Genomic DNA, 12,560 nt, shown 5'->3' with positions numbered 1-12,560 from the left:
TTTCGCGTGGAGTAGAGTGATGGCCGAAGCCCGCGTGCTGGACGTCGCCAAGCTGATCGACGGGCGAAAGCTCGGCCCCTTCAACTACAAGCTGATCGCGCTGTCGTGGCTCATCACCGTGTTCGACGGGTTCGACATGATGATGATCAGCTTCACCGCGCCGTGGATGCGCGACGAGCTGTCGCTGGATCGCATCCAGCTCGGCAACATCTTCTCGGCCGGGATCATCGGCATGATGGTGGGGGGCTTTGCCTTCGCCTATATCGGCGACCGGCTGGGGCGGCGGCGGACGATCGTCAGCGCGGCGTTCGCGTTCGGCATCCTCACGACGGCAACGGCGCTCGCGCGCAGCTATGAAGCGCTGTTGATCCTGCGCTTCCTCGACGGGTTCGCGATCGGGGGGATGCTGCCGATCGCCTGGGCGCTCAACATCGAGTTCGTCCCGTCCAAGATGCGCTCGACCGTCGTGACGATCATCATGATGGGGTACAGCCTGGGCAGCTCGCTCGCCGGCCCCGTCACCGTATGGCTCGCGCCGCAATTCGGGTGGGAGGGCGTGTTCGTGTTCGGCGGCGGCTGCACGCTCGTCTGCGCGGTGCTGCTGGCGAAATGGCTCCCCGAATCGGTGCGGTTCCTAGCGACCAAGCAGATGCGCCCCGACCTGATCGCCAGGACGCTCAACGACTTCGACCCGACCATCGGCGCAACCGCGAACGACCGCTTCGTGCTGGGCGACGAGCGGATCGATACGGGCAATTTCAAGGTGTCGAAGCTGTTCGAGGGGCGGCTGGCTTTGCTCACCCCGGTGCTCTGGATCGGCTATATCGCCAGTACGCTGGCGGTCTATTTCAAGGCGAACTGGGGTCCGCTGGTCTATGAGGACCTCGCCTTCTCGCGAGAGACGGCCGCCTATGTGTCGTCGCTGTCGGGCGTGCTCGGGGCGATGCTCGGCCTCCTTCTGATGCGCTTCACCGACCGGTTCGGGCCGTTCGCGGTCGCGGTCTATCCGATGATCGCCGCGCCGATGCTGCTGGTCGTGGGGCTGGTGCCGCTGGCGCCCGATCGCTTCCTCCTCCTGTCGCTGATCTCGACGACCTTCATCGGCGGCGCGCATTTCGGCATCCTCTCGATCGCCAGCGTCTTCTATCCGAGCGCGATCCGCGCGAACGGCGGCGGCTGGGCGACCTCCGTCGCCAAGCTCGGCGGGATCGGCGGGCCGGTGATCGGCGCCTATGTGCTCGCCAGCGGACTGCCGATCGTGCGCAGCTTCGCCATCCTCGCCCTCTGTCCCGCCATCTTGGCGGTGTCGGCGATTACCATCGCGACCGTCGTGCGCCGCACGCGCACGCCCGCGCCGCTCCCCGCCGACCCGCTTCCCGCCTCCTGATGAGGAACACCGAATGACGCTCCGCAGCCTTGCCGCCAACACCCCCGTCCGCCGCGCGCACTGGCGGGCGCTGGGCCTGTCGCCCGCCGACATGGAAAAGCCCAAGATCGCAGTCGTGAACTCCTCGTCGGAGCTCGCCGTCTGCTTCGCGCATCTGGATGGCGTCGCGCGGGTGGTGAAGGACGCGATCCGCGCGGCGGGCGGCATCCCGTTCGAGGTGCGCACGACCGCGCCGTCAGACTTCATCACCGGTGCGGCCAAGAAGGGGAGCTACATCCTCGCCGCTCGCGACCTCGTCACCAACGATATCGAGGCGCAGGTCGAGGCGGCGATGCTGGACGGGATGGTCTGCCTGACCTCGTGCGACAAGACGCCGCCGGGGCATCTGATGGCGGCGATGCGGCTGAACATCCCGACCTTGCTCGTCATCGGCGGCTATCAGGCGTCGGGAATGATCGACGGCGAGCATGTCGATATCGAGGACCTGTTCTCCGGCGGGGTCGGCGCAGCGCTGGGCAAGCCCGGCCGCCATTCGATGGAGGCAATGGCCGAGCAGGCGATCCTGGGGCCGGGCGTGTGCGCGGGCATGGCGACCGCCAACACCATGCATTGCGTGGTCGAGGCGCTGGGCATGTGCGTGCCGGGCTCCGCCCCTGTCCGCGCCAACAGTGACAAGATGTTCGACAAGGCGCGCGAGGCGGGCACGCGCATCGTCGCCATGGTCGAGGAGGGGCTCACCCCCCGCGCGATCATGACCGAGGGCGCGTTCCGCAACGCCGCCGCGATGGTGCTGGCGGTCTCGGGCTCGATCAACGCGATCAAGCATCTTCAGGCGACGGCGGTCGAGGGTCATACCGACATCGACCTGTTCGCGATCTGGGAAGAGATGGGCCGCAAGGTCCCGATCCTGAGCGCCGTGCGCCCCAATGGCGAGGTACGGATCGAGCAGTTCGAGGATGCGGGTGGCGCGCGTGCGGTGCTGAAGCAGCTTTCGTCGATCATCGACCTGGATGTCACGACCGCGAGCGGACGGACGCTCGGCGAGGATCTTGCCAGCGCCGAGATTGCCGATCCCGCGATCATCCGGCCGATCGACGATCCGGTTTCGGCCGGGCCCGCGATCGCGATCCTGCGCGGCAGCCTTGCCACCGAAAGCGCGGTGGTGAAGCTCGGCATCCGCGACGGCACCCGGCCGGAGGCGTTCACGGGCCGCGCGCGCGTGTTCGACAGCACGCCCGACGCGATGGCTGCGATCAAGGCAGGGTCGATCGTCGCGGGCGACGTCGTCGTGCTGCACGGCCAGGGGCTGAAGGGCGGGCCGGCGATGGGCGGCGGCGCGAGCCACGTCCTGTTCGCGATCGATGCCGCGGGCCTGGCCAAGGACGTCGCCTTCGTCACCGACGGCCAGTTGTCGGGCCTGTGCCTGAAAGGGCTGACGGTGGCCGAGGTCGCGCCGGAGGGCGCGGTGGGCGGCGCGATCGGCCGCGTGCTCGACGGCGACCGCATCGTCATCGACGTGGCCGCGCGCCAGCTCGACCTGGACGTGCCGGCGGACGAGCTCGCGCGGCGGCCGGGATCGGCCAGCAACGCCTATGCCGTTCCTGCCGACGGCTATCTCGGCATCTATCGCCGCGACGTGCAGTCGATGGCGACGGGCGCGGTCCTTACCGACCTGGATGCGTGAGACCGGCTTTGTCAGGACGCGATCACATCCCTAGGATGAGGGCCATGGCCGACGACGACGATGCAGCGACGGGCGCGAACGAGACGCCACGCCGCGGGCCGCGCTCGCTTCAGAAGCGCGGCCCCAAGCCCTATCCGCGGGCGGTGAAGCCCGCCAAGGTGCGGACCGATCCGGTCGAAAAGGCCGAGCGGCACCTCATCAACTATCACAGCTATTTCGAGGCCTCGAGCGAGGACGACCAGTTCTTTCGCACGACGCGCTCGATCGTCACCGCCGCACGGCGCTGGCGCAAGCTCGCCAACGAACGCGTCAAGGTCACCGGCCAGACGATGGCACGGTGGGAGACGTTGTTCCTCGTCGCCTTCACCGGGGACGAGCTGACGCAGAGCGACCTGGCGCACCTCATCTCGGTCGAGGGGCCGACGATGGTGCGGATGCTCGACGTGCTGGCACGTGACGGGCTGATCGAGCGCCAGCAGCGCGAGAGCGACCGGCGCCAGACGATCAACCGCATCACGCCCAAGGGCCGGCAGGTGATCGCCGACCTGATGGAGATCAGCAACGGCCTGCGCCGCGAGGTGCTGGGCGACATCGACCGCGACAAGCTGGAGATCGCGCTCGAGGTCTTGTCCGACATCCTGCGCAAGCTCGACGAGATCCGCTGACGGTCGCGGCTGCCCTGGCCGGCGGCGGATCGTATGTTGAAGAGATAGCAAGCTACCGACCAAAGGAGCGATCGTGGTCCAACTCACCGATGCCGAGCGCGCGATGCTGGATGGCGCCCAGGGCGACGCGACCGCGCGCGCGATGAACCTGTTGATCCGCTATGCCGAGGCGCTGGGCGCGGATCGCTTGGTCGAGACCAACAACATCGCCGGCGTCCCGGGCTCCTCGACGCCCTGGCTCAAGAACTATTACAAGGAAGATGGCGGCGATTACCGCGCGATCTTCTCGCGCTTCGACCTCGATTCGGACGATGTCGTCGACGTGCCGCGGATGAACGCCGGCATCGCCTGTCACCTTCAGGGCGGCATGGACCCGATGCTGTGGCGCGAGCAGGGCATGACCGACGCGCAGCACGACAATTTCGTCTATGACGAGGGGCAGGTGGCGGCACACGGCATCCAGGTGCTGAAGACCTGCACGCCCTATCTGGCCGGCAACGTCCCCGTGATGGGCGAGCATTGCGCCTGGATGGAAAGCTCGGCGGTCGTCTTCTGCAACTCGGTGATCGGCGGACGCACCAATTGCGAGGGACGCGAGTCGACGTCGGCGGCGATGCTGACCAAGCGCATCCCGGACTGGGGCTTTCACCGCGACGACTTTCGGCGCGGGCAGCATGCGGTGCGCGTCGAGGTACCGGTGGACGACGTGTTCGAATGGGGCATGCTCGGCTATTTCACCGGCGACGCGGTGCTCGACACGATCCCCGTCTTGGATGGCGCGATCGGGTCGCCCAGCCTCATTCGCCACAAGCATTTCGGCGCCGCGGCGGCGTCGTCGGGCGGGGTCGAGATGTACCACATGGCGGGCATCACGCCCGAGGCGCCCACCGCCGAGCACGCGTTCGGCGGCGGCAATCCCGGCGAGACCTTCGTCTATGACGCGGCGGCGCGGGCGCGGACATACGAGCGGCTCAACAGCGTCGGTGCGTCGACCGATGTCGACTTCGTCATGCTCGGCTGTCCGCATTACTCGATCGAGCAGATTGCGGAGGCTGCGCAGCTGATCGAGGGGCGCAGCGTCTCCGCCAACTCGGCGCTGTGGATCTTCACCTCGCGCGCGGTGAAGGCGACCGCGGGCGCGAGCGGCTTCACCCGCATCCTGGAGCGCGCCGGTGCGCGGCTGATGACCGACACCTGTTCCTCGATCAGCCAGGCGGTGCCGCCCGGCACCCGCGTCGCCGCGCTGGATAGCGCCAAGCAGGTCCATTACCTGCCCGCGATCATGGGGATCGAGGGTTGGTACGGCACGACCGCCGAGTGCATCGACGCGGCGTGTACGAGCAAATGGGCAGGGAGGCTGGCGGCATGAGCGAGCTCACGCTGGAGCGCCCGCCGATCGTCCTCACCGGCCGCAGGGTCGTCGGCGGCATCGTCGAGGGCGAGGCGCTGGTCACGCGCGAGACGATCTCCGGCTGGGGCGGCGTCGCTGCGATGACGGGCACGGTGATCGAGACGCGCCACGAGCTGAAGGGCGTGAGCTTCGCCGGCAAGATCCTCGTCTTTCCCGGCGCCAAGGGATCGTCGGGCTGGTCCGGCGTGTTCCACACCGCCCGGCTCGCCGGCACCGCACCGATCGGCATGGTGTTCACGACGATGACGACCAAGGTCGCGCTCGGCTGCGTGGTGATGCGCGTGCCCTCCGTCACCGACCTCGACGGCGATCCCTTGACGCTGATCGAGAGCGGCGACCGGGTGCGCGTCGATGGCGATGCCGGCACCGTGACGATCTGGAAGGCGATCGCCGGCTAACCGCCGCAGGGGTCGGGATTTAAGGTCGCGCGCCGCGTCGGCGGCGTGCCGATCGCTGCTGTCCGGTCGTGAAGAACGGCCAACCCCTCCGTAACATTTTGTTTCTGCTGACCGATCGAGTTGACGTGATGACCAACGCTGCGCAGTGGTCATGCAATTGCGATGCATTCTCATAAAGGGATCACATGGTCACTCTCTCGGCGCAGCTTCGACTGCTGACGGCGCTTCTCCTGTGTTCCGCGGCACCGGCCTTTGCGATGCAGGTCCAGGAGCAGACAAGCGCTACCGATGACGCCGAAACGCCTTTCGCCGACGCGACCGGCGCCGCCGGGCATCGCGAGCGCGGCGAGGAGATCGTCGTCACCGCGGCGGGCTATGCGCAGCGGATCGTCGAGGCGCCGGCAAGCATCAGCGTCCTCGATCGCGGCGACCTGGAGGAGAAAAGGTTCGGCAGCCTGGCCGAGGCGCTGGGCGACGTGCAGGGGATCGACGTGGGCGGCGAGGCCGGGAAGACCGGCGGCCTCAACATCTCGATCCGCGGCATGCCGAGCGACTATACGCTGGTGCTGATCGACGGTCGCCGCCAGAACCCGCCCGGCGGCGTCACGCCCAACGGCTTCGGCGAAACCTCGACCAGCTTCCTGCCGCCCTTCTCCGCGATCGACCGGATCGAGGTAGTGCGCGGGCCGATGTCCACGCTCTACGGCTCGGACGCGATGGGCGGGGTGGTCAACATCATCACGCGCAAGGTCGGCGACCATTGGGTCGGCACCGCGACCGCCGAAAGCACGATCCAGGGCGACGACCGTTTCGGCAACATCCAGTCGATCAACGGCTTCGCGCAGGGGCCGGTGGTCGAGGATCTGGTCGGCCTGACGCTGCGGGGAAGCGTGTTCCACCGCGACGGATCGGACATCGTCATCCCCGGCGATCCCGCGCTGACGCTCGGGCGCAATCCCGTGCGGTCGGACGTCTATTCCTATGGCGGGCGGATTTCGCTGACGCCGCACGCCGACAACGACCTGTGGTTCGAATATGATCGCAACGAGCAGGTCTACGACAATAGCGAGGGGCAGCTCGGCACGCTGGGGTCGGGCGGCTATGCGCCCGAGCAGCGGTTCAACCGGTCGAACTATGTCGCGGCGCATAGCTGGCGAAGCCCGATCGGCACGCTCGACACGACGCTGACGCGGAACGACACCGAAACGATCGGCCGGCTGATTCCCAACGGCACCCCGGGCCGGGTGCCCGGTAGCCCGCGCGAGCTGGAGGCGCGCAACGACATCGTCGACACGCGCCTTGCCGGCAGGCAGGGCCCGGTCGCCTTCACCGTGGGTGGGCAATATTGGCATGCCCGCCTGGTCGAAGGGGTCGCGCCGGAGCCGTTCACCTTCACCCAATGGGCCGGCTTTGCCGAGGCGACGCTGACGCTGGCGCCGGGGCTGAACCTCACCGGCGGCGCGCGGTACGACAATCACTCGACCTTCGGCGACAAATGGTCGCCGCGTGCTTACGGCGTTTGGAACGTCAACCGCTCGCTGACGATCAAGGGCGGCGTCAGTCGCGGGTTCAAGACGCCGCGCGTCGAACAGATCGCGGAGGGGATCATCGGCTTCGGCGGGCAGGGCCGCATTCCGCTGCTGGGCACGCCGACGCTGACGCCTGAGACCAGCACCACCTATGAAGCCGGCGTCTATTTCGACGATCACGGGGCGTTCAGCGGCAATGTGACGCTGTTCAACAACGATTTCGACGACAAGATCGCCGCCGGCCCCGGCATCCCCAATTGCCAGTTCGCCGGCAATCCGGGGCGCCCCGGCTGCCTGGACGTCGGCGCGTTTCCGGCGGTCGACCTGTTCGGCCAGTCGATCAACATCGACAAGGCGCGCACGCGCGGGATCGAGGCGGCCGGCCGGCTCAAGCTCGGCGGCGCCATCTCCCTCGCCGCCAACTACACCTATACCGAGACCGAGCAGCTGAGCGGTGCCGAGCAGGGTCAGCCGCTGGTCGGCATCCCGGCGCACATGGTCAACGCGAACCTGCGCTGGCGGGTCGGCGAGCGCGGCAGCCTGTGGACGCGTGCGGAAATCCGGTCCAGCCGGTATCGCGGCAACAACGACCAGCAGCGCGCGCTCGGCGATTTCCGCGGCTACGAGCTATTCCACGTCGGCGGCTCGTATCAGGTGACGCCCGAGTTCCGGCTGTCGGCGACGCTGTGGAACCTGCTCGACACCGACTATGCCGTGTACGAGCCCTATGCGAGCAGGACGGCGGCCGCGCCGACGACGGTGTTCGCGCCCGCCTATGCGATCAATCAGGAGGGGCGCCGCCTGATGCTCGCGGTCAACATGGACTTCTAACGGGCGAGCCGCGCGGCGATCATCCGGTCGATCGCCGCCGGTCCGCTCCCCCGCATCGCGATCGCCACCCCGACCAGTCCCAGGATGATCGGGTATTCGATGCCGCGATCGATCCAGGGATAGGTCGGCCCCATCGCCAGGCAGATGAACACCATCTGGATCGCGAACGTGATCGCGAGCGGCCGGGTCGCCAGCCCCGCTGCCAGCATCAGCCCGCCGACCCCCTCCAGCACCGCGATGAACACGCCGACCTGCGGCGCGAAGGGGAGGCCGAGCACGCTGTCGATCAACCGCACCGATCCGGCCATCGGGTCCGCCATCGACCCGTGCGGCCGGCCGAGCAGCTTGGGCCAGCCATGCGTCGCAAGCGTCAGCCCATAGCCGATGCGGAGCAGCGCATGGCTCAGCGGCTCGAGCCGAAGGGGACCTGAAAACATCAGACGCAGCATCGTTTCGTCCTCATGCGCTCGTATCCGACCCGCAATTTGCCCGGATAGACCGCCTGAGTTCAAGCGTGCCGCTCATTTTCCCACCGGCTCGTGGTGCCGAGTGCCTGTTCGACCTTGCGCGCCCCGAGCCGACGAGCCTTGGGTCGATCACTCGTCTTTGATCGAGGCGTGTCGGCAGCTTTATCATGCGGAGCGAGCGGCGTAGCCGCGGCGAACGGCGCTGCGCGGGTGGCGTTTTGGTGCCGCACGACCTATCCTGATCGTGTGAAAGCCGTCTGGTCTCTCATCCCCGCGCTCCAGCGATCGGCCGTGCGTCTAGCGGCGCTGCTGATGCTGATGGTCGCGGCGACGCACGCGCTGGCGCCGGCTGCCGTCGCGGCAGGCCATGTGCGCGGTTCGGCGTTCGGGGCGACCACCGCCGACGTCTCCACCGTCACCCGCGGCATCGATCTGGCCGCAGAGACGTCCGCCATCCTGCCCCCGACGACGCCGGCGGCACCGCCCGTCGCGATCGTCACCGCCCCCGCGCCAAACGGACCGGTGCTGCGCCGCTACCTCGCAAGGGGGCCGCCGCTGCGCGGCTTCCTCTCGGCCATCGTTCCCAGCGGACCGCCCGCCGCCGCGTGATCGACGGGCTGCGCCCAGGCGCGGCGGGATCGTTCTGGCCGGGAGACGTTCGTGTTCTTTTCCATTCTGCAAAGCGCCCCGTCCGGTCATCGGGAGGGCGCCGATGCCGCATAGTACCCCGCTGATCGGGACGATCGTCGTCGGGTTGGTGCTCGCCTTCTTTGCCGGCGCCATCGCCCATCGTCTGCGCATCTCGCCGATCGCAGGCTATCTGGTCGCGGGCGTCTGTGTCGGGCCGTTCACGCCGGGCTTCGTCGCCGATGCCGGGCTCGCGGCCGAGCTTGCCGAGATCGGCGTCATCCTCCTGATGTTCGGCGTCGGGCTTCATTTCTCGCTGCGCGACCTGCTCGCGGTACGCCGGGTCGCGATTCCCGGCGCGATCGCGCAGATCGGCGTCGCGACCGCGCTCGGCGCCGGGCTCGGCATCGCGCTCGGCTGGAGCGTGATCGCCAGCATCGTCTTCGGCCTGGCATTGTCTGTCGCCAGCACCGTCGTCCTTTTGAGGGCGCTCCAGGCCCGCAACCTCATCGAATCCGAACGCGGGCGGATCGCGATCGGCTGGCTGATCGTCGAGGATCTGGCGATGGTGCTCGCGCTCGTCCTCCTCCCCGCGATCGTCGCCATCCAGAACAATCCCGACGGCGCCGGGGGCAGCGAGATCCTGCGGTCGATGGGCGCGGTCGCGCTCAAGGTCACGGGCTTCTTCGCGCTGATGCTGATCGTCGGCCGGCGCGTGATCCCCGCGGCGCTCCACTGGGTCGTGCATACCGGCTCGCGGGAGCTCTTTCGCCTTGCGGTACTGGCGATCGCGCTGGGTGTCGCGTTCGGCGCGGCGTTCGTGTTCGACGTGTCGTTCGCGCTCGGCGCCTTCTTCGCCGGCATGATCCTGGGCGAGACGCAGCTCAGCCGCCGCGCGGCGGAGGAGACGCTGCCGCTTCGCGACGCGTTCGCCGTGCTCTTCTTCGTCTCGGTCGGGATGCTGTTCGACCCGGCGGTCGTCGTGGAGCAGCCCGGCCCGCTGATCGCGACGCTGGCGATCATTCTGGTCGGCAAGTCGGTGGCGGCGTGGGCAATCGTCCGCGCGTTCGGCCACGACAACCGCACCGCGCTGACGATCGCGGCCAGCCTGGCGCAGATCGGCGAATTCTCGTTCATCCTGGCCGGGCTCGGCAGCAATCTCGGCGCACTGCCGGGCGAGGCGCGCGACCTCATCCTGGCGAGCGCGATCCTGTCGATCCTGCTCAACCCGCTGATCTTCGCGCTGATCGTCAAGGCCGGGCGCTCGGCCGCGCCGGAGGCGGACGAGGCCGCGCCGCCGCCCAGCACGGCGCGGCACATCGTGCTCGTCGGCTTCGGCCGGGTCGGCCGCATCCTGGCGCCGCAGATGAAGGACGCCGGTTACCGCGTCGTGATCGTCGAGGATCAGGCCGACGTGCTGCGCGACGCGCGCGAGGCGGGGTTCGACGGCGTGCGCGGCGACGCGACCGATGCCGCGGTGCTCGCCCGCGCCGACCTGTCCGGCGCGTCGACACTCTTGGTGGCGATCCCGGAGGGGTATGAAGCGGGCGTCATCGCCAATCGCGCGCGCGCCGCGAGTCCGGCGCTGCGCATCATCGCCCGTGCGCATTCGGACGAGCAGGTCGTCAATCTCGAGAAGAACGGGGCCGATCACGTCGTGATGGGCGAGCGCGAGATCGCGCTGCGCATGGCCGAACTGGCCGGCGGCAAGGCCGGCGTGTCCCGCCCGTGACCGGGCGCTTTACCAAGGAGCCGAACATGACCGAGAACGAACAGCGCAAGCGGCCGCCCTGGTGGTTCGTGCTGGCGATCGTCGCGGCGGTGGTCGGGATCGTCGCCATCACCGTCGCCGTGTTCCACGACTGAACGCGGGAGGCGGGATCGAAAGGGCGGGACGGCGCCCGCTATCCCCGGTGGCGCGCCTCGGCTAGGTCGAGTTCGCGGATCAGCCGGCGCGCGGTTTCGCTGCCGACCGCGCGTTCGCGGACCAGGCCGTCGAGCTGCTCGCGCTCGGCCCGGATCCCCACCAGCCGCATTTCGGACGCCAGCTTCTCCTGCGTCCTCACCGCGTCCGATCCCTCGCCGGCAAGGCCGTCGATGCGGTCGCGATAGAAGTCCATCACGCGCACGCCGGCACTGGCGAAGATGTCGGGATCCTCATGCGCCTCCGCCAGCGCGTGCTGGTGGCGTTCGATCGCGCGGACCGCCGCCTTGGCGGTGGCGACGCGGGCGGCGTCCTCTTCCGCCTGTCGCGAGGGTTCGGGGGGCAGCGTCAATCCCTTGAGCAGGATCGGCAGCGCTACCGTCGCCAGGATCAGCGACACGACGATGACGCCAGCGGCAAGGAAGATCGCCAGGTCGCGTGCCGGGAACCCGGTCCCGTCCGCCAGCGTCAGCGGCAGCGTCAGCACACCCGCCAGCGTGATCGCCCCGCGCACGCCCGCGAACGAGGTCGTCGCGACCAGACGCCAATCCGGGCTGACCGCCATGCCCTGTGGCTTGCGGCGCAGGATGGTCAGGCGAAGCGAGACCCACACCCAGCCGAAGCGGAGCAGCGCCAGCCCGGCGACGATCGCGACGATATAGATCGCGAGCCACCATGGCGATGCGTGGCCGGTCAGCGCCACGGTCTGCTTCGCCCCCGCCAGGATCGCGGGAAGCTGTTCGCCGAGCAGCACGAAGATGATGCCGTTGAGCGCAAACTGGATGGTGTCCCACACCGAATTGCGGCGCATGCGGGTGATGGCCAGCGTCTGGCGCGTCCGCTCCGCAAAGGTCATCGTCACGCCCGCGCTCACCGCGGCGAGGATGCCGGAGGCGTGGAAATGCTCGGCCAGCAGATAGGAGCCGAACGGGATCAGCAGGCTGACCAGGATCTGCGAGCCGGTGTCCTCGCCGAACCGGCGCGTGACCCATGCCTTGCCGCGCGAGACCGCGAGCGTCAGGCCGACGCCGATCGCGAGCCCCGCGCCTGCGACCCACAGGAAATTGACCGCCGCCGCCCCGGCGGAGAACGTGCCCGTCATCGCCGCGGCAGTGGCGAAGCGCAGGCAGACGAGGCCGGAGGCGTCGTTGAGAAGCGATTCCCCTTCCAGGATGTGCATCATCCGCTTGGGGATCGGCACCCGCGCCGCGATCGCCGACACCGCGATCGGATCGGTGGGCGAGACGACCGCGGCGAGCGCGAAGGCGACCGCCAGCGGCATTGCGGGGATCATCCAGTGGATGAAGAATCCCATGCCGACGACGGTCAGCAGCACGAGGCCCAGCGCCAGCTCGACGACGGTGGGCAGGTCCTTGAACAGCTCGTCCTTGGGAATGCGCCAGCCGTCGAGGAACAGGAGCGGCGGCAGGAACAGGAACAGGAAAAGCTCGGGATCGAGCTCGACGCGGTACGAGGTCGACAGGCCGATCAGCCCGCCCAGCGCGATCTGGACCAAGGGGGTCGGGACCGAGATCGGCAGCATCCGCGCGACGGCCCCACTGACCACCACCGCCAGCAGGAGGAACAGGCTGATCGAGACGGCTTCCAAATGGTTTCTCCGCGGCTTCCCCGATCGT

10 protein-coding genes are annotated in these 12,560 nt (G+C 68.6%); 8 read left to right on the top strand and 2 right to left on the bottom strand.

The genetic code is table 11. The features are described from left to right. Nucleotides 1-19 precede the first annotated feature (19 nt). The 6 genes from RS883_RS00720 to RS883_RS00695 all read left to right on the top strand — a co-directional run bounded on the left by RS883_RS00720 (nt 20) and on the right by RS883_RS00695 (nt 7,905). Nucleotides 20-1,387, top strand: coding sequence for an MFS transporter (locus RS883_RS00720; RefSeq protein WP_315761694.1), 1,368 nt, complete (start codon nt 20-22; stop codon nt 1,385-1,387). A gap of 13 nt (nt 1,388-1,400) precedes the next feature. Beyond that, on the top strand, nt 1,401-3,071 hold the full coding sequence (locus RS883_RS00715; RefSeq protein WP_315761692.1) for a dihydroxy-acid dehydratase: 1,671 nt from the start codon (nt 1,401-1,403) through the stop codon (nt 3,069-3,071). Between the two features lie 44 nt (nt 3,072-3,115). Then, on the top strand, nt 3,116-3,736 hold the full coding sequence (locus RS883_RS00710) for a MarR family winged helix-turn-helix transcriptional regulator (protein WP_315761690.1): 621 nt from the start codon (nt 3,116-3,118) through the stop codon (nt 3,734-3,736). A 73-nt stretch (nt 3,737-3,809) separates the two neighbouring features. Next, nucleotides 3,810-5,105, top strand: coding sequence for an aconitase X catalytic domain-containing protein (locus RS883_RS00705; RefSeq protein ID WP_315761688.1), 1,296 nt, complete (start codon nt 3,810-3,812; stop codon nt 5,103-5,105). Further along, entirely contained in the window at nt 5,102-5,545 is a 444-nt protein-coding gene (locus tag RS883_RS00700) for an aconitase X swivel domain-containing protein (protein ID WP_315761686.1), read from the top strand. Before RS883_RS00705 ends, RS883_RS00700 begins: the two co-directional genes overlap by 4 nt. 257 nt (nt 5,546-5,802) lie before the next feature. Then, nucleotides 5,803-7,905, top strand: a complete 2,103-nt coding sequence (locus RS883_RS00695; protein ID WP_409977423.1) for a TonB-dependent receptor domain-containing protein — start codon at nt 5,803-5,805, stop codon at nt 7,903-7,905. On the opposite strand, the gene RS883_RS00690 is transcribed toward RS883_RS00695, so the two are convergent. Further along, a complete protein-coding gene (locus RS883_RS00690; protein ID WP_315761682.1) occupies nt 7,902-8,354 on the bottom strand; it encodes a DoxX family protein in 453 nt (150 codons plus the stop codon). The two genes, RS883_RS00695 and RS883_RS00690, sit on opposite strands and share 4 nt — an antisense overlap. A 309-nt stretch (nt 8,355-8,663) precedes the next feature. Between RS883_RS00690 and RS883_RS00685 the strand changes: the two genes are divergently transcribed. Both RS883_RS00685 and ybaL read left to right on the top strand, forming a co-directional pair. Next, the gene (locus tag RS883_RS00685; protein WP_315761680.1) at nt 8,664-8,981 is read left to right on the top strand and encodes a hypothetical protein; all 318 of its coding nucleotides are present in this window, start codon (nt 8,664-8,666) and stop codon (nt 8,979-8,981) included. 103 nt (nt 8,982-9,084) lie between these two features. Next, nucleotides 9,085-10,731: a YbaL family putative K(+) efflux transporter gene (gene ybaL, locus RS883_RS00680; protein ID WP_315761678.1), complete on the top strand. Its 1,647-nt coding sequence runs from the start codon at nt 9,085-9,087 to the stop codon at nt 10,729-10,731. A 172-nt stretch (nt 10,732-10,903) separates the two neighbouring features. On the opposite strand, the gene RS883_RS00675 is transcribed toward ybaL, so the two are convergent. After that, nucleotides 10,904-12,532: a Na+/H+ antiporter gene (locus RS883_RS00675; RefSeq protein WP_315761676.1), complete on the bottom strand. Its 1,629-nt coding sequence runs from the start codon at nt 12,530-12,532 to the stop codon at nt 10,904-10,906. Between the last annotated feature and the right edge of the window lie 28 nt (nt 12,533-12,560).

The organism is Sphingomonas sp. Y38-1Y, assembly GCF_032391395.1.
GTDB lineage: Bacteria > Pseudomonadota > Alphaproteobacteria > Sphingomonadales > Sphingomonadaceae > Sphingomonas.
This window is presented reverse-complemented; position numbering and strand designations above follow the sequence as displayed.